This is a genomic window from Photobacterium aquae (assembly GCF_001029445.1).
Taxonomy (GTDB): domain Bacteria; phylum Pseudomonadota; class Gammaproteobacteria; order Enterobacterales; family Vibrionaceae; genus Photobacterium; species Photobacterium aquae.
This window is the reverse complement of record NZ_LDOT01000002.1, coordinates 306,878-324,325: the sequence shown is the minus strand read 5'-3', so window position 1 is coordinate 324,325 and position 17,448 is coordinate 306,878. Positions and strand designations below refer to the sequence as shown.

At 53.1% G+C, this 17,448-nt stretch carries 14 protein-coding genes; 9 read left to right on the top strand and 5 right to left on the bottom strand.

Annotated features, from left to right (window positions below; translation table 11 throughout):
- The first annotated feature begins 172 nt into the window (after positions 1-172).
- The 6 genes from pspA to tyrR all read left to right on the top strand — a co-directional run bounded on the left by pspA (position 173) and on the right by tyrR (position 5,729).
- Entirely contained in the window at positions 173-838 is a 666-nt protein-coding gene (gene pspA, locus ABT56_RS02085) for a phage shock protein PspA (RefSeq protein WP_047877178.1), read from the top strand.
- Positions 839-910: 72 nt separating this feature from the next.
- Entirely contained in the window at positions 911-1,141 is a 231-nt protein-coding gene (gene pspB, locus ABT56_RS02080; RefSeq protein WP_047877177.1) for an envelope stress response membrane protein PspB, read from the top strand.
- Complete coding sequence (pspC, locus tag ABT56_RS02075) at positions 1,138-1,524, top strand: envelope stress response membrane protein PspC (RefSeq protein ID WP_047877176.1); 387 nt, start codon at positions 1,138-1,140, stop codon at positions 1,522-1,524. The genes pspB and pspC overlap by 4 nt, the downstream gene beginning before the upstream one ends.
- A 133-nt stretch (positions 1,525-1,657) precedes the next feature.
- Positions 1,658-3,055 (top strand): YcjX family GTP-binding protein, encoded by a 1,398-nt coding sequence (locus tag ABT56_RS02070; RefSeq protein WP_047877175.1) that lies wholly within the window; start codon positions 1,658-1,660, stop codon positions 3,053-3,055.
- A complete protein-coding gene (locus tag ABT56_RS02065) occupies positions 3,052-4,092 on the top strand; it encodes a YcjF family protein (protein ID WP_047877174.1) in 1,041 nt (346 codons plus the stop codon). Before ABT56_RS02070 ends, ABT56_RS02065 begins: the two co-directional genes overlap by 4 nt.
- A gap of 101 nt (positions 4,093-4,193) precedes the next feature.
- Positions 4,194-5,729 carry a transcriptional regulator TyrR gene (gene tyrR, locus ABT56_RS02060; protein ID WP_047877173.1) on the top strand — a complete coding sequence of 512 codons (1,536 nt, stop codon included), beginning with the start codon at positions 4,194-4,196 and terminating at the stop codon, positions 5,727-5,729.
- 75 nt (positions 5,730-5,804) lie between these two features.
- On the opposite strand, the gene ABT56_RS02055 is transcribed toward tyrR, so the two are convergent.
- Positions 5,805-6,293: a methylated-DNA--[protein]-cysteine S-methyltransferase gene (locus ABT56_RS02055; protein WP_047877172.1), complete on the bottom strand. Its 489-nt coding sequence runs from the start codon at positions 6,291-6,293 to the stop codon at positions 5,805-5,807.
- Between the two features lie 169 nt (positions 6,294-6,462).
- Between ABT56_RS02055 and rimJ the strand changes: the two genes are divergently transcribed.
- Positions 6,463-7,047: a ribosomal protein S5-alanine N-acetyltransferase gene (rimJ, locus tag ABT56_RS02050; protein WP_047877504.1), complete on the top strand. Its 585-nt coding sequence runs from the start codon at positions 6,463-6,465 to the stop codon at positions 7,045-7,047.
- An 88-nt stretch (positions 7,048-7,135) separates the two neighbouring features.
- Here the strand turns inward: rimJ and cydC are convergent, their stop codons facing one another.
- The 4 genes from cydC to ald all read right to left on the bottom strand — a co-directional run bounded on the left by cydC (position 7,136) and on the right by ald (position 13,092).
- Positions 7,136-8,857, bottom strand: a complete 1,722-nt coding sequence (gene cydC, locus ABT56_RS02045) for a heme ABC transporter ATP-binding protein/permease CydC (protein WP_047877171.1) — start codon at positions 8,855-8,857, stop codon at positions 7,136-7,138.
- On the bottom strand, positions 8,850-10,622 hold the full coding sequence (gene cydD, locus ABT56_RS02040; protein ID WP_047877170.1) for a heme ABC transporter permease/ATP-binding protein CydD: 1,773 nt from the start codon (positions 10,620-10,622) through the stop codon (positions 8,850-8,852). The genes cydC and cydD overlap by 8 nt, the downstream gene beginning before the upstream one ends.
- 80 nt (positions 10,623-10,702) lie before the next feature.
- A complete protein-coding gene (gene trxB, locus ABT56_RS02035) occupies positions 10,703-11,662 on the bottom strand; it encodes a thioredoxin-disulfide reductase (RefSeq protein WP_047877169.1) in 960 nt (319 codons plus the stop codon).
- Positions 11,663-11,970: 308 nt separating this feature from the next.
- A complete protein-coding gene (ald, locus tag ABT56_RS02030; protein WP_047877168.1) occupies positions 11,971-13,092 on the bottom strand; it encodes an alanine dehydrogenase in 1,122 nt (373 codons plus the stop codon).
- 157 nt (positions 13,093-13,249) lie between these two features.
- Here ald and lrp point away from each other — a divergent pair, with 157 nt between their 5' ends.
- Both lrp and ABT56_RS02020 read left to right on the top strand, forming a co-directional pair.
- A complete protein-coding gene (lrp, locus tag ABT56_RS02025) occupies positions 13,250-13,744 on the top strand; it encodes a leucine-responsive transcriptional regulator Lrp (RefSeq protein ID WP_047877167.1) in 495 nt (164 codons plus the stop codon).
- A 287-nt stretch (positions 13,745-14,031) separates the two neighbouring features.
- A complete protein-coding gene (locus ABT56_RS02020) occupies positions 14,032-17,433 on the top strand; it encodes a DNA translocase FtsK 4TM domain-containing protein (protein ID WP_047877166.1) in 3,402 nt (1,133 codons plus the stop codon).
- Positions 17,434-17,448: the final 15 nt, after the last annotated feature.

Here is a 17,448-nt window from a genome sequence, read left to right as displayed (position 1 = left end):
TCCACACCATAGCAGGGCAGCTCAGTGGGTGTAAAGCTAAGTGTATGATATTTAAAAAACAAAAAGTTGGCATACTAGTTGTATTAGTAACAACGTAGCGCGGCAAAATGTTTGCTGCAAAAACAAACTGATGAACCTGAGACCAAGGTTCTCAAACGATGGAGATGTAATTATGGGTATCTTTTCTCGCTTCGCTGACATTGTAAACGCCAACGTGAACTCGCTGCTGGACAAGGCAGAAGATCCACAGAAAATGATCCGTCTTATCATCCAGGAAATGGAAGACACCTTGGTAGAAGTGCGCACCTCGTCAGCCCGCGCCCTTGCGGATAAAAAAGAGCTTCAGCGCCGCATTAACGCGATTGAAGCGCAAAGTGCCGATTGGCAGCAAAAAGCCAGCCTAGCCCTGCAAAAAGGTCGTGAGGATTTGGCCCGTGCAGCCCTGATTGAGAAACAGAAGCTCAACGATGTCGCGCTGACCCTGAACGAAGAGTTCAAATTGGTGGAGGCGAGCATCGAGAAGCTTGCGACTGAGGTTGCCGAGCTTGAGCGCAAGTTGCAGGAAACCCGTGCCCGCCAGCAAGCGTTGGTGATGCGCCACAAGGCCGCTGATACCCGTCGTGATGTACGCCGCCAGCTGGACACCGGCAAGGTGGACGAAGCATTGTCGAAGTTCGAGCAGTACGAGCGCCGTATTGATGAGATGGAAGCCGAAGCTGACAGTTACAGCATGGGCCGAGGCAAGAATCTGCATGACGAGTTTGCCAACCTGCAGGCGCAGGATGATATCGAGAAAGAGCTGGAGCGCATGAAAGCGAACCTCAAGGATAAAGACTAATTCACTTACGTTGTGTGATGTGACAAGCTGGCTAGAACAAGTTATTGAATCTGCGCGAATAAGGAGAATGAAATGTCTATGGGGTTTATAGTTGGGCCGCTGGTGGTATTTATGATTTTTGTTGCCCCATTGTGGTTGATCCTGCACTACCGCAGCAAGAAGCTGTCAAGTGAAGGACTCAGTGGGGAGGATCACCAGAAACTACAGGATCTGGTGGTACGCGCAGAGCAAATGCAGCAGCGGATCGTGACATTGGAGCGCATCTTGGATGCCGAAGCACCACAGTGGAGGGGACGTCAATGAACAAAACCCTTTACCGTGACCCGCATAACGGCAAACTCGGTGGGGTCTGTGCCGGTGTTGCCGAGTATTTCGGCATGGAAATTTGGCTGGTTCGGATCTTAACCGTATCGGCATTCCTGCTCGGTGTCGGTTTCTTTGTCACCTTGGCCTATATTGCGGCTTGGTTGTTCCTCGACAAAATGCCGGAAGAACGCTTCTACCAGCAGTCGGTATACCGTGATCATAACGTAAAGCAGAAACCCTGGCAGGCGGGTCAGACTGCCCAGCAAATTCTTGATAATGTCGAGTCGGAGCTGGACGGGATGGAGCAAGACCTGCGCAAGATGGAAGCGTACATTACCTCTTCCGCCTTCAAGGTCGACCGGGAATTCCGTAACTTATAATTTCGGCGTATTATCTGAAAGCAGGCTTCGGCCTGCTTTTGTTTTTGTATTCAATACCCTGAATGTCGGATTCATCGTGGGTTAATCTGGCATTCGTTACAGTGAACATTATTGACGATAGTTAGGAACCACCATGAACCGATTGGGCAATGAACTGAACAAGTTAGTCAACCGCAGTCTGGACCGCCACGTTCGCTTGGCTGTCACCGGATTGTCTCGTGCGGGCAAAACCGCATTCATTACCTCGTTGGTCAACCAGCTGATGCATGTCAGCACCAATCCACGTCTGCCGCTGTTCGGGGCGGTGCGTGATGGCCATTTGCTCGGTGCCAAGCGAGTACCGCAATTGGATATGCATGTTCCTAAGTTTGGGTACGAAGAAGGGATCAGTGCCTTGCTGGCAACACCGCCCGATTGGCCGACGCCAACCAAGGATGTCAGCCAGACCCGAATTGCCTTGCGCTATAAGCCCCAGAAAGGCCCTCTGAAATTGCTGCAAGACAGTGCCACGTTATACCTTGATATTATCGACTATCCTGGGGAGTGGCTGCTTGATTTACCGTTGCTTGAGATGGATTTTCTGACATGGTCCCGCCAGCAGGCCAAGGCCCTGAAGGGCAAGCGAGAGGAATTGGCCCAACAGTGGTTGGAAGAAGGTGAGACCTTTGACCCTCTGGCCCCTGCCGACGAGGCGGCGATTGAGCGCCTCTCGGCTCGGTTTACCGAGTATTTGTTCAAGTGTAAGGCCGAAGGTGGTTTGCACTGGGTTCAGCCGGGGCGTTTCGTGTTACCGGGAGAGCTGGCGGGCGCGCCGGTTCTGCAGTTCTTCCCGCTGGTTTGGCTCGATAAGCTGTCAGAACAAGAATTGGCCGCAGCCGGAGACGATACCAATATCGGGATGCTCAAGAGCCGCTATCGTTATTACCAGCAACATGTGGTCAAGGCGTTTTACAAAGAGCATTTTTCTAAGTTTGACCGCCAGATCATCCTTGTGGACTGCCTGCAGCCACTGAATGCCGGGCCGGAGTCGTTCAATGATATGCGGCAGGCGCTGGATCAACTGATGCAGAGTTTCCGCTATGGCCGGAGCTCATTGCTGCGTCGGTTGTTCTCGCCCCGTATCGACAAGGTGCTGTTTGCCGCGACCAAGGCCGACCATGTCACCCCGGAGCAGCACCCGAATTTGGTTAGCCTGATGCAGCAGTTGGTTAACGAAGCGTGGCAGACAGCCTCGTTTGAAGGGATCAAGATGGATTGCATCAGCTTGTCGTCGATTCAGGCCACAGCCCCGGGTTTTGTTGAATATCAGGGCAAGCAAGTGCCAGCCCTGCGCGGTGTGACGATGAGTGGGGAAACGAAAACGCTTTTTCCCGGTGAAGTACCGCGCCGCTTGCCCGGGGACGATTTTTGGCAGCAGTCCGGGTTTGATTTTATGAATTTCCGACCTTTGAATATACAAAGTGATGAGCCCTTGCCGCATATCCGAATGGACAAGGCGCTCGATTATCTGCTTGGAGATAAATTACGATGAATGAGCAGTTCAAAACCAAAATCGAATTTGAGGAACCGCAGCCTGCGGGCAAAGACGAGCAGGAGCTGACCAGTCAGTTGCAGTTTGCCGAGCAGGCGGATTTTCTGCCCGAGCCGGTGAATTCCGATGAGAAGGATGTCGAAGCAGAGTTGGCCCAGACGTTGGCGGCCAAGCCAAAACGCGGTCGTGGTTGGCTCAAAGGGTTACTGATTGGCGGTGCAGCCATGGTGGCATGGCAGAGCGTGGATTATGTGGTTACTGCATTTCAGGGCGGTGACTGGCTGGCTTTGGGCTGGAGCGTGATTGTTGCCGGCTTGGCGACGGCTGGGATCGGGGCGCTGGGACGAGAATTGCTTAGTCTGCGTCGTTTGAAGCAACGTCAGGGTGAACGAGAACAAGCGCAGGCATTGTTGGAAGCCGATGGGATCGGTCAGGCCAAGGCATTTTGTACCAAGCTTGCCCGTAAGGGCAATATCCGAGAGGACAATGCGGGTTATGACCGCTGGCAACATGCCTTGGCGGCAACCCATAACGACCGCGAAGTGATGCAGCTATACGACCAAATGGTACTGGGCTCTCAGGATAAGCAGGCGCGTCAGTTGGTGACCAAATATGCCAGCGAGGCTGCCGTGATGGTGGCAGTTAGCCCATTGGCCGTGGCGGATATGCTGCTGGTGGCTTGGCGAAACTTCCGTTTGATCGAGCAGATTTCGGCAGTGTACGGGGTTGAGTTGGGTTATTGGTCGCGGATCAGGCTGGTGAAACTGGTGCTGGCCAATATGGCCCTTGCCGGTGCCAGTGAGGTAATTATCGACAACGGGATGGATATGCTGTCGATGGATCTGGCCGGAAGGATGTCAACCCGAGTTGCCCAAGGTGTCGGTGTCGGCTTGCTGACCGGGCGTTTGGGGCTAAAAGCGATTAGCTTGATGCGTCCGCTACCGTGGCAGCCGGATCAGCAGCCTAAATTGGGTGATGTGCGTAAAGATTTGCTTAAGCGTCTGACCGGCCATAAGGAAATGGTTGAAAAAAAATAGTGCCTTAGGGCACACCCTGAGGGGCTGGTGGCTTGACTGAATGGCAGTGAAGGCGCAAACTTCGAGTGTCAACAATTCCTGACACTTTGGAAGAGAAGAATATGAGGCTACAAGTCTTTTGCGAGGACCGCTTGGGGATTACCCGCGAGTTGCTCGATATTCTGGCCAGCCGCCAGATCGATTTGCGGGGTATTGAGATTGACCGTGTCGGTATCATTTACCTTAATTGCCCCGAAGTGGCGTTCGATCAATTCAGCCAGCTGATGTCGCAAATTCGTCAGCTGGATGGGGTGACTGATGTTCGTAAGATTCAGTTTATGCCGACCGAACGTGAGCACAAGGAACTCAAGGCTCTGCTCGAAGCATTGCCTGACCCGTTCTTCTCCATCAATTTGCAGGGGAAAATCGATCTTGCCAATGATGCGGCCGAAACCCTGTTGGGCAAGGCGCGCAGCGAAATTGTCGGTGAATATATCCAGACCTTCGTCGGATTCAATATTCAAAATTGGCTGGAAAAGGAGCAGGCCGCCAAGCGCAGCGAGTTGGTGGTTATTGCCGGGCTGGATTACATCATGGAGATCCTGCCGGTATACGTGGCCGACGAGAGCGACGAGCAGGTACTGGCCAGTGTGGTTATTTTGCTTAAGTCTCTGTCTGAGGCCAAGATGCCGCTGGCGATGCGCAAGCTAAGTGGTGACAACGGTTTCGAACACCTAGTTGGTCAGTCATCCCGTTTTAAGCAGTTGGTTTCGCAGGCCAAGAAGTTGGCAATGCTTGATGCGCCGCTGTTGATTCAGGGTGAAACTGGCTCTGGTAAAGAGATGCTGGCGCGTGCTTGCCACCAGCGGTCATTGCGCCGCGAACAGCCATTTTTGCTGGTGAATTGTATATCGATGCCAGATAGCGCGGCAGAAACGGAGTTGTTCGGTATGGCGGCAACGGCGACAGAAGCCGGCAAGAAGGGGATCTTCGAGCAGGCTGATGGCGGTACCGTTTTCCTTTACGAAGTGGGCGAGATGTCCGAGCACTTGCAGATCAAGCTACTGCGTTTCCTTCAGGACGGCACGTTCCGCCGTGTTGGCGAAGAGCAAGAGATGCGGGTCAATGTCCGGGTTATTTGTTCAACCCAGAAGAAGCTGCCTGACTTGGTAGCGGCGAACCAGTTCCGTGAAGATCTTTACTATCGCCTTAATGTTCTGTCGTTGGTTGTGCCGCCGCTGCGCGAGCGCACAGCCGATATCGTTCCATTGGCTGATCTGTTCTTGTCGCAGTTTGCCCAAGAGCTTCAGCAGCCCAAGCCGGTGATTTCGCCAGAAGTCGCCCAATTTTTGAGTCAGTATGCATGGCCGGGTAATATCCGCCAACTGCGCAATGTCCTGTTCCGGGCAATGACCCAGCTGGAATCTACCCAGATGACCGTCGATGATATCCAGTTGCCAGAGAACGAGTCGGCCACGGTGATCAGCGAGGAAACGCTCGACGGCTCGCTTGACGACATCATGAAGCGATATGAGTCCGGTATTCTGACCAGTTTGTACCAAAGCTACCCGTCGACGCGTAAGCTGGCCAAGCGACTGGGAGTATCGCATACCGCAGTGGCTAACAAGTTGCGAGAGTACGGTATCAACAAGCGCTAGTGGTTTCGGCCACCCAATTAAATCATATCAACAGGGAAGCTTCGGCTTCCCTGTTTGCGTTTGGCTTCTCGCTAATTACCCGTCTGCCGGGAAGAGGGTGATCTCGCCGTTTTCGAGTTGGCGCAGCAGGGTGATGAGCGGTTTGTCATAACGGCTGCTGAGCGAGGATTCGTTATCGGTAGCGACCCGGTGACAAGGGATGATAATAGGGATGGGGTTGACGTTTCTGGCCATGCCGATAGCCTGGAATGCACAGGGATGGGCGATGTATGAAGCGATTTGTTGGAATGAGCGTTGGCTGTTGTAGGGGATTTCGGTGAGTGCTTGCCACACTTGTTTCTGGAAATCGGTACCTTGTGGTGCAAGGGGAAGGGAGAACTCTTTTCGAGTGCCAGCGAGGTATTCGCTGAGTTGGGTGGTGAAAGGGGCCATGAAGTCAGGGTTGCGTTGCCAGCAGTCATTGACGCTGTAACCAGAACTGGCAAGGGTGAGCTGCCTTAGCCCTTGCTCATCGGCGAGCAGGTAGAACCGGCCCAGAACCGAATCGAGATAGTCGTAATACATAGTTCCCACTGTGGTTTGGTATAGGTAATGGGATTATCATAGTCTAACTGGCTGGGTAAATCTTTGACTGAAATTAGTTTCGGTTCTGTCTTTGGCAAATGGGGCTGGCTTAGCATTACTTGCGTATGCTAACGTTTGAACATCATGGATAGCAAGGGGATGGATATTGTTGTTCCACTCTTTTATTACACGCTCGCAGGTCATTGATCTGGGAGATATAACGGTACGGCTGATCACTTCTCGGGATACGGCTGCGATTACGGCTTATTATCAAAAAAATCGCCAGTTTCTCGAACCGTGGGAGCCACTTAGGGAAGATACGTTTTTTACTGCGAGGGGATGGGAGCGGCGGCTTGAGCAGCTGATGAAGTTGCACAAGCATGAAATGGCCTATTATTTTGTTATCGTACCTAAGCAGGATCCCCTACAAATTTGTGGCGTGGTTAACTATAGCAATTTGGTGCGCCATCCGTTTTATGCGTGTCATGTCGGTTATTCGATTGATGAAGATTATCAAGGTCAGGGCATGATGGGGCGGGCGCTGGAAGCGACCAATCAATGGATGTTCGATAAGGGCTTTCATCGAATAATGGCCGCCTATATGCCGAGAAACGCCAAGAGCGCAGCGGTATTGAAGAAAAGCGGCTTTGCTATCGAAGGTCGGGCGAAAGATTATTTGCTGATTAACGGCAACTGGGAAGACCATATTCTGACGGCCAGAATCAACTCCGATTGGGCTCCTCCATTGGGGTAGTCAGGGACAGTTAATACAGGTTTGTTGAAGCGAAAAGACAGAAACGGGAGCCAATGGCTCCCGTTTTGTTAGGTTGAGTGGCTCGGGGTTAGATCCGTTGCCACAACTCGCTGTAACGGCCGCGCTCGGCCAGCAGCGATTCATGGGTGCCTTGCTCGGTGATCGAACCTTCGTCCATCAGGCAAATTTGGTCCATTGCGTTGAGGCCGACCAGACGGTGGGTGATAAACAGCACGGTCTTGTCTTTGGCATGTTCCAGCAATAGATCAATGATTTGTTGCTCGGTACGGCGGTCAAGGCCTTCGGTCGGCTCGTCCATCAGCAGGATAGGGGCATCGTGGAGCAAGGCGCGGGCGATGCCGATTCGGCGGCGTTCGCCACCGGAGATCTGGCGGCCGCCTTCACCCAGCCATGTATCCAGCCCTTTGCCTTCAAGCAGGCTGTTGAGCCCCACCTGTTGCAATACCTGTTCGAGCTCGCTGTCGCTGCCGTCAGGTTTGGCAAGCAGCAGGTTCTCACGCAGTGAGCCATTGAATACATCAACCCGCTGGCTGACCACGGTGATGGCCTTGCGCAGTGATGCCTCCTGCCATTTTGGCAGTGCGACGCCATCTAGGCTGATTTGGCCCTGCTGCGGATCCCAGTTACGGGTCAGCAGCTGGAGCAGGGTGGACTTGCCACAACCGGTCCGGCCCAGCAGGGCGACTTTCTCTCCGGCCTTGATCGATAGGCTGATCGACTTAAGCACCGGTTGGTCACTGCCGTAATAGGTATAGCTAATCCCATCGATATCAATATTCCCGCTGACGTTGGCCTGATGGCCGTCAGGATTGAATGGCGTATCCGGCTCGGCTTCGATGATTTCATTCAAGCGGCGGGCTGAAGTTAACGTTTGGCCGAGGTACTGGAATGCTCCAGCGACTGGCATCATTAACTCGAAGCTGGCCATTGTGGCAAAGGCAACCATCGCGATGAACGGGTCTGGGGCATTGCCGCCGACGCCGTCAGCGGCAATCCATGTAATGAGGACCAAAGCCCAGCCTGTCGCCGCCATCAGGATAGCATTGGCAAGGCCGGTCAGGTTTGCCATCTTGCGCTGGGCATTAAGCAGCGACTGCTGTTCATGCAGTGCCGCTTGATAGTAACGGTCGTCGGCATTGAACAGTAGCAGCTCGGCGTTGCCTTGAATCCAATCAAGCAATTTGATTCGGTAGTTGGCCTTGGCCAGTGTCAGGGCTTCGCCGTTGGCCTTGCCCAAGCGGTAGAAGATCACCGGCAGACTGAGCATCAGTACCAGTAGGATCCCACCAAGGGTCAGGCCGATAGTCAGATCAAACCAAGCAAGGAAGCCGGTAATGGCAATCAGGCCGATAATCCCGATGGTCAGTGGGCTGACCAAGCGCAGGTACACGTGATCCATTGCATCGACATCGGCAACCAAGCGGTTGAGCAAGTCGGCATCGCGGAGGTTGGCCTGACGGCCCGGGATCAGCGGGGTCAATTTGCGGAAGAAGAACAGGCGCAAATCGGCCAGTAGCTTGAATGTCGCATTATGGCTGACAACGCGTTCGCCCCAACGGCCAGCGGTACGGGCCATTGAGAAACCTCGGACACCGGCACCCGGCAGCATGTAGTTGAACGTTTCGCGGGCAATGGTCAGCCCGGCAACGGCCGAGGCGGCGATAAACCAGCCTGATAGTGTCAGCAGGCTCATGGCGGCAAGCAGGGTGGCAAGGCCCAGCAGCATACCTAGGGTCAGGCCGAACCAGTGCTTGCGGTAGAGTTTCAGATAAGGGATTAAATCACGCATCGAGATCCCTCTTGTCAGTATGGGCCAGCATATCGGCCAGCAGGCCGTGTTGGCGAATTTGGTCAAAGTGACCGTTTTGAACCAGTTTGCCGTTTTCCAGCACCATAACGCGATCCATCGACGCGAGTTGGTCGAGGCGGTGGCTGACCATCAAAGTCGACTGGCCGGCGGTGGCGGTTTTTAGGCTGTCTAGCACGAGATGTTCGCTGTTGGCGTCGAGACTGGCTGTTGGTTCGTCGAGCAGCCAGAAGCTACCGCTTTGCAACATGGCACGGGCAACGGCAATACGTTGCGCCTGCCCAACAGACAAGCCGCCTGAGCGGTCGCCAACCTGATGGGCAAAGCCCAGTTCCAGTCGGTCGATGAACTCTTTGGCGTAGGCATTCTCGGCAACTTGCAGGATGTGCTCGTCGGTCGCTAACGGGTTGCCAAGGGCAATATTGTCGCGCACCGTACCATGCAGTAGCAGTGGGTTTTGGCCTACCCAGCTGATGGCTTGCCGCCATTGGCTGGCATCTAGGCTGCGCAGTTCAACGCCATTGATTTTAAGACTGCCACGGTAGGGCAGGAAGCCGAGTAGGGCATTGAGCAAACTGGTCTTGCCGGCACCGCTGGGGCCAACAAGGGCGACCTGCTCATGCGGGGCAAGGGTGAAGCTGAGCGGCCCAGCCAGAACTTGGCCTTCGGGGCTGAGTACTTCCAGCTCGCTGGCCTCGATAGTGATGGTTTCTGGCGATGGCAGGTTGGCGCAGCCTTTATCCATCCCATCAGCTTCGGTATTGAGGAACTCGACGATGGATTCCGCAGCCCCGATTGCCTGTGCCTTGGCGTGATAGAAAGTGCCGAGATCACGGAGTGGCTGATAGAATTCAGGAGCAAGGATCAGAACAAACAAGCCAGTGAAGAGTGAAATCGGTACGCCGTAGTGGCCGAAATTCAGTTCGCCGATAAAGGCAAAACCGAAGTAGACCGCAACGATTGCTACCGAGATAGCAGAGAAGAACTCGAGCACTGCCGAGGAGAGGAAAGCCATCCGCAATACTTCCATTGTTCGCTTGCGCAGTACATGCGAGGCGGCATGGAGGTTTTCGGCTTCAGCTTCGGCACGGTTAAATAGGCGCAGGGTCGGGAGTCCCCGAAGGCGGTCATAGAAATGCCCGGATAGGCGCTGGAGTGCCTTGAAGTTGCGGCGGTTGGCATCGGCGGCTCCGAGTCCGACTAGTGCCATGAAAAGAGGCACTAGTGGTGCTGTGATCAGGAAGATCAGGCCCGCTGCCCAGTTAAGTGGGAAGACCGCAAACAGAATGACCAGCGGCACCAGTACCGCAATTGACATCTGTGGGATATAGCGCGAGAAGAAATCTTGCATTTCCTCGACTTGCTCGAGTACCAAGCTTGCCCAGACACCGGCTGGTTTCCCTTTGATATAGGCCGGGCCAAGCTGTTGCAGCTTTTCGAGGATCAGCTGGCGGATATGGAGCCGTATTTGCTCCCCGCAGCGGTAGCCGAATATCTCGCGTCCCCAACTGCAGGCCGCGCGGAGGCCGACGATAACAAACAGGCCGATGAAGCTATCGACCAATTGGTACTTGTCGGTATGCTCAATGATGAGTTGGTGGAGGATATGGGCAAGCAGCGCAGCTTGTCCCACCAGCAGCAATCCCGATAAAAAACCAAGGCCGACACTGAGCATCAACCAGCGTTTCGCAAGTTTGCTCTGTGATCTCAACCAGTTGGTCAAATCTCGTTGTAATTGTTTATCCATATAGCTTTCTTGAGTTGCAGGTAATTGCAGCAGGAGCTGAAGGCAAAAACGGCCACCTTGAGGGTGGCCGGTAGTGATGATTATTGTTCTTCGATGGCATCAAGGTAACGCTCTGCATCGAGCGCTGCCATACAGCCGGTACCTGCTGAGGTAATTGCTTGGCGGTAGGTGTGATCCATAACATCACCGGCGGCAAAGATGCCTTCGATGCTGGTCTGGGTCGCGTTGCCGTCAGTTCCTGACTGTACCTTGATGTAGCCGTTGTGCATTTCCAGCTGACCTTCGAAAATAGCCGTGTTTGGCTGGTGGCCGATAGCGATGAATGCACCCATTACTTCGATCGTTTCGGTGGCCTCAGACGCGGTATCTTTGATACGCACGGCGGTCACACCCATGTCGTCACCCAGTACTTCATCGAGGGTGCGATTAGTGTGAAGAATAATGTTGCCGTTTTCGACCTTGTCCATCAGGCGCTTGAGAAGGATCTTCTCTGAGCGGAAGGTCTCGCGACGGTGGATCAGGTGAACTTCAGATGCGATATTCGATAAGTAAAGCGCCTCTTCGACGGCCGTGTTACCACCACCGACAACAGCAACTTTCTGGTTGCGGTAGAAAAAGCCGTCACAGGTTGCGCAAGCAGAAACGCCACGGCCTTTGAATAGCTCTTCGGACTCAAGGCCCAAGTACTTGGCAGATGCACCGGTAGCGATGATGAGCGCATCACAGGTGTATTCGGCGTTGTCGCCTTTCAGTCGGTAAGGGCGCTGGGTGAAGTCTGTTTCGTTGATATGGTCGAAAATGATTTCAGTCTCGAACTTTTCAGCGTGGGCTTTCATTCGCTCCATCAGGCCAGGGCCAGTTAGGCCATCAGCATCGCCCGGCCAGTTCTCAACTTCAGTGGTGGTGGTGAGCTGACCACCTTGCTGCATACCAGTGATCATGACAGGGTTTAGGTTGGCGCGTGCAGCATAAACGGCTGCGGTATAACCAGCAGGACCAGAACCAAGGATGAGCAGTTTACTATGTCTTACGTTACTCATTACTTCTCCAGGCTGAAATGAGATTATTATCATGTGATGGGTGATTGTAGGTAAATTGCTGCGCCAAGAAAAGGATATTTCCTGATTGGCCAGCGCATTCTGCTTCTTGTTCGAGTGATGCTCAGCGTGATTTTCTGCCTGTTGGTAGGTGGTTATTTTGTCGTTCAGTGGGCGTTTGTGGTATGTAGGGTGGGATAAATAAAACGGCGTACTGTCCTTGATCAAGGACACTGAGGTTAAAATTTTTAAGATTATTTAATTATAATAAATATCAAATAGTTATATGCAATATAGGGTTCACGTTCTACCTAGTGCATGCTCAGGGCGACGGTGGGAACCGTATAGTGAAGGTCGAATGTGGTGGCGACTTCCTTGCAGGTTACCTTGCCATGCATGATATTCATTCCCGAGAGGAATCCTTCGTCATCCAGCAGTGCCTTTTTGTATCCCAAATTGGCAATTTTAGTTACGTAGGGCAATGTGGCGTTGTTAAGGGCGAATGCCGAGGTTCGAGCAACGGCTCCGGGCATGTTGGCAACACAATAGTGCACAATATTGTCCATAATATAAGTGGGTTGTGCATGGGTAGTTGGGTGTGACGTTTCAAAGCAGCCACCTTGGTCGATGGCGACATCAATCAGTGCTGAGCCTGGCTTCATTTGGCGGACGTGTTCTGCTGTGATCAGTTTAGGGGCCGCTGCCCCGGGGATCAGGACTGCACCGATAATCGCATCGGCGCGGGGGACGAGTTGGGCAATGGCCTCGCGGGTGGCGTAACGTAACTTCACCGCGCCTCTGAATTCGCGATCTAGCTGGCGTAGGGTATCGATATTGTTATCGAGTAGGGTGACATCTGCCCGCATTCCTACAGCCATGCGGGCTGCATTGGAGCCGACGACCCCACCGCCGAGGATCACGATATTGGCGGGCTCAACACCGGGAACTCCGCTCAGAAGCAGGCCCCGCCCGCCATAAGAATTCTCTAGGGTTTGGGCTGCGGCTTGGATGGACATTCTGCCAGCGACCTCCGACATAGGAGCCAGTAGGGGTAATTTGCCTAGGGTATCGGTCACTGTTTCGTAGGCAATGCAGATGGCTTTACTGTCGATGAGGGATTTTGTTTGTTGAAAATCCGGTGCAAGGTGAAGATAGGTGAATAAAATTTGTCCTTCTCGAAGTGCGGATCTTTCTGCTGCTTGTGGTTCTTTTACTTTGACAATCATCTCTGATCTGGTAAAAACTTCTTTAGCGTCAGAAATAATTTCAGCACCTGCGTTTTCGTAGTCTGCGTCTGACAGCCCAATACCTGCACCTGCTTGGGTTTCGACCAAGACTTGATGACCGAGTAAAGTGAGTTCACGAACACTGCTGGTTACTAAACCGACTCGGTATTCGTGATTTTTGATTTCTTTGGGTACCCCAATAATCATTCCGCTCCCTCCCTTGGCATCCAGCAGTGAAGGCTATTGACAAGGATGTAATTACAGAACTATTGGCAGTATAGTTGGACTTTTAGAGTATTTGATTCTAAATAAGCTAAAGTTGTAGTATATTTTTTTGCAAGGAAGTAAGAAGGTGGAATAAAAAATGGTAGATACCAAGAAAAAACCCTCCAAGGACCTGGATCGTATAGATCGCAATATTTTGAATGAACTACAGAAAGATGGTCGTATCTCGAACGTAGAACTTTCAAAACGTGTTGGTCTTTCTCCTACACCCTGTCTTGAGCGTGTTCGTCGCTTGGAGCGTCAGGGGTACATCAGTGGCTATACCGCCCTGCTGAATCCTCAATACCTTGATGCCTCACTGCTGGTGTTTGTTGAAATTACACTAAACCGTGGTGCACCTGATGTGTTTGAGCAGTTCAACAAATCAGTGCAAGAGCTGGAAGACATTCAAGAGTGTCATCTGGTATCCGGTGATTTCGACTACTTGTTGAAGACGCGTGTATCGGATATGTCTGCATACCGTAAGTTGCTGGGTGAGACCTTGCTGCGCCTGCCAGGGGTGAACGATACTCGTACATACGTGGTTATGGAAGAAGTGAAGCAGACCAACAATCTGGTTATCAAGACCCGCTAGTTCTTTATTTGACGTGTAGAACAAGCAGTCTTTCATCAAGCGGCCTAGTGCCGCTTGATTTGTTTTTGGGCTTGGCGGCAGTTTTTCAGGCGGGGGGGGAGATTTTCAGCACATCCATTAAAAATTTCACCAACTCTTTACGCTTACACCGAGCCAAAATAGCAAAAATAGGTCGCATTTAGTATAAGATAAGGCATTCGTTTTTAATGCGTCTGACGGGCCATTGGCACCCATAATACAAAAATACGGCCCAGACGCTGGCTAGTTGGTTACATCGGAGTGTTTTTTTGAGAAAGCTAAAGGGCAACAGGCAGCCTACATTGCGTCTTTCCGGGGGGCAGCGCTTACTGGAAAGCTTTTTGATTATCGGCATATTGGCCGCGATTTTTTCCATGGTGGCATTGCTGAGCTTTAACCCTGCGGACCCGTCATGGTCGCAAACGGCTTGGGAAGGGCCGGTGCAAAACAAAGCCGGTTCGCTAGGGGCGCTGGTCGCCGATACCTTATTGTTCACCTTCGGATCGTTGGCCTATCCTTTGCCGGCGATTATTATCCTTGGCGCTTGGTTCTTGTTCCGTCGCCGTTCACAGCCGTTGAAGTTTGACTACATGATCTACGGCACCCGCTTGCTTGGCCTGCTGATACTGTTTGTGACCAGTTGCGGTCTCGCCGATCTGAACTTTGACGATATTTGGTATTTCTCGTCAGGCGGGGTGATCGGCGATGTGGTGTCAAACATGGCCTTGCCGTTATTTAACCTGCTCGGCACGACGTTGGTGATGATGTTTGTCTGGGCTATCGGTTTTACACTGTTTACCGGTATCTCATGGTTGACGATTGTCGATACCCTTGGTGAGAAAACTCTCGGGGCTCTGGGCTGGTTGATGAACAAGGTACGTTCGGACAAGTCCGAGGTACTGACCCCATTTGCCGCCGATATTCCGGATGAGCACCAAACAGAATTTGGCCGTCGCTTGGCTGAGCAATCCGCCCAGTTTGAGCAGGAGCCAGATGCCGATGACGTATTGCTGGCATCCAGCAGTCGGGTTGCGGCTCCGGTGGCCAATGACCGCAGTGCGTTTGCTCGCCGTGAACCGGCGGTCAGCGTGCCTGAACCGGTCTCTGAACCAGAGCCGGAAATGAAGATTGTTATGCCTCAGCGTCATCAGGAGCGTCCTGTGAGTACGCCTGAATCGGTGGTTGAGCCGGTTGTGGCTGCTGCTGCAGTAGTTGCTGCGCCGACAGTGGCTTCACTGGTTGAAACGGCGACAACTTCGCCGGTCGTTGAGGCGGTGGTTGAGCCGGTTTCCGACATTCAGCCACAATCTAACGTCGAGACCTTGGCTTCGACGGCGAGTGAGCCAGAACTGCAGGAAGAAACAACGATAAAACTGGTGACCGCGGATATCGAGCCAGTTGAAATAGTGTCGGTGGCATCAATGCCTGAATATCATGACGCTGAGCCTGAGCCTGAGCCTGAGCCTGAGCCTGAGCCTGAGCCTGTAAATACCCGTGTGGCTGTTGAAGACGTGGAGCTGCCGCGCCAGATGAAGGGAATGTCTATTGCCGATCTTGAGCGCGAACTGGAAAAGAACGAAGACTTTACCATGCACATGGATGATCCGGCAGGGTTAGCCGATCATGAGCAGTCTTTGTCTGATTATGCCAGCGAGCAGGAAAGCCGTTCTGAGGTGCGTAACGCTGCTTCAACGATGTACGGTGCCATGCAAAGTCACGCCGAGCCAGAACCTGTAGCAGACGCGTGGCCTGCAGAGCATCAGGTTGGAGCAGAAGCGGATGAAAGCCTATCCGAGGAAGATGAATATGACTATTCATCGTCTGTTCATGCTGGGGTTGATACAACGGAGCCAGAAGATAACGCGGAGACACTGCCGTGGCAACAGGAAGAAAATAACCTTCGCCATGAGCGAGCTGCGGCTGAGCCGTACGCTTTCGAACCAGCGTCACCAGCGTCACCAGCGCCGGAGAGTGATTTCGAAATAGGTGTTCAGGACGGCATGTCAGAACTTGAGCGCGCCGAGCAGGATGCAGGATTGGTTGATGGCGACGACGGCCTGAGCGACGAAGAGGCCTTCCTCAAGAAGATTCGTGATGCTCAGAAGGCGCAGGCTCATGCAGCTGGTCTTGATAATCCGTTCCTGATGAAGAAAGATGCCGATTTGCCGAAACCAACCTCACCGATGCCGACGGTGGATTTGCTGGCCCCGGCCAAGCAAAACGTTGAACCGGCCAGTGAGGAAGAATTAAAACAGACAGCAAGGCTGGTGGAAGCCCGCCTGGCTGATTACAAGATCAAGGCCAAGGTCGTTGGGGTTTACCCTGGCCCGGTGATTACCCGCTATGAGCTTGACCTTGCCCCCGGGGTGAAGGCGAGCAGAATTTCCGGTCTGGCAAAAGATTTGGCGCGTGCGCTGTCAGCCTCGGCGGTTCGAGTGCTAGAGGTTATTCCGGGTAAGCCGTACATTGGTTTGGAGCTACCGAACGTCAACCGTGAAACGGTCTATATGTCGCAGGTGGTTGCGAGCGATAACTTCCAGAATAAGAAGAGCCCATTGCCTATCGTATTGGGTTATGACATTGCCGGTGAGGCAGTGGTTGCCGATTTGAGCAAGATGCCGCACCTCTTGGTGGCCGGTACAACGGGTTCGGGTAAGTCGGTCGGTGTTAACGTGATGATCCTCAGCTTGCTCTATAAGTGTAAGCCCGAAGACTGTCGCTTTATCATGATTGACCCGAAAATGCTGGAGCTGTCGATTTACGAAGGTATACCGCATCTTCTGACCGAAGTGGTTACTGACATGAAAGACGCCAGCAACGCATTGCGTTGGTGTGTGGGCGAAATGGAACGCCGATACAAGCTGATGGCTGCGTGCGGGGTGCGTAACCTTGCAGGCTTCAATGCCAAGCTTGAAGAAGCCGCCGCAGCCGGCCACCCGATCCACGATCCGTTGTGGCGCCCGGGAGACAGCATGGACGAGTTCCCGCCTCGTCTGGAAAAAATGCCAAGCATTGTGGTCATCGTTGATGAATTTGCCGATTTGATGATGGTTGTCGGCAAGAAGGTTGAAGAGTTGATTGCTCGTCTGGCGCAAAAAGCGCGAGCGGCAGGTATTCACTTGGTGCTAGCGACCCAGCGACCGTCGGTGGATGTTATTACCGGCTTGATCAAGGCGAATATTCCAAGCCGAATGGCGTTCACGGTATCGACCAAGACAGACTCGCGTACCATTCTCGATCAGGGCGGTGCTGAATCATTGCTGGGTATGGGTGACATGCTTTACTTGCCTGCAGGTCAGAACCATCCGGTGCGAGTGCACGGTGCCTTTGCCTCGGATGATGACGTCCACAACGTGGTAAATGACTGGAAAGCGCGTGGTAAGCCGCAATATATCGAGGGGATCCTCGAAGCCGATCAGGGCAGTGACGGCTTGCTGCCGGGTGAAACACCGGTGGGCGGTGATGATGATCTCGACCAGTTGTTTGACGAAGTGGCGGCATTTGTTGCCGAGTCCCGGCGGGGCTCTGTTTCCGGTGTCCAGCGTCGGTTTAAGATTGGTTATAACCGGGCTGCCCGTATTGTTGAACAGCTGGAAGCGCACGGTATTGTCAGCGCGCCGGGTCATAACGGCAATCGGGAAGTGTTGGCTCCGCCGCCACCGCGTGACTAGTCAAAGATTATACGA

Coding starts and splice junctions, on each gene's coding strand:
- pspC (WP_047877176.1), top strand. CDS start 1,138: ATGAACAAAACCCTTTACCGTGACCCGCATAACGGCAAACTCGGTGGG.
- ABT56_RS02070 (WP_047877175.1), top strand. CDS start 1,658: ATGAACCGATTGGGCAATGAACTGAACAAGTTAGTCAACCGCAGTCTG.
- trxB (WP_047877169.1), bottom strand. CDS start 11,662: ATGAGTAACGTAAGACATAGTAAACTGCTCATCCTTGGTTCTGGTCCT.
- cydC (WP_047877171.1), bottom strand. CDS start 8,857: ATGCGTGATTTAATCCCTTATCTGAAACTCTACCGCAAGCACTGGTTC.
- lrp (WP_047877167.1), top strand. CDS start 13,250: ATGGTAGATACCAAGAAAAAACCCTCCAAGGACCTGGATCGTATAGAT.
- ABT56_RS02065 (WP_047877174.1), top strand. CDS start 3,052: ATGAATGAGCAGTTCAAAACCAAAATCGAATTTGAGGAACCGCAGCCT.
- ABT56_RS02055 (WP_047877172.1), bottom strand. CDS start 6,293: ATGTATTACGACTATCTCGATTCGGTTCTGGGCCGGTTCTACCTGCTC.
- pspB (WP_047877177.1), top strand. CDS start 911: ATGTCTATGGGGTTTATAGTTGGGCCGCTGGTGGTATTTATGATTTTT.
- cydD (WP_047877170.1), bottom strand. CDS start 10,622: ATGGATAAACAATTACAACGAGATTTGACCAACTGGTTGAGATCACAG.
- ald (WP_047877168.1), bottom strand. CDS start 13,092: ATGATTATTGGGGTACCCAAAGAAATCAAAAATCACGAATACCGAGTC.
- pspA (WP_047877178.1), top strand. CDS start 173: ATGGGTATCTTTTCTCGCTTCGCTGACATTGTAAACGCCAACGTGAAC.
- tyrR (WP_047877173.1), top strand. CDS start 4,194: ATGAGGCTACAAGTCTTTTGCGAGGACCGCTTGGGGATTACCCGCGAG.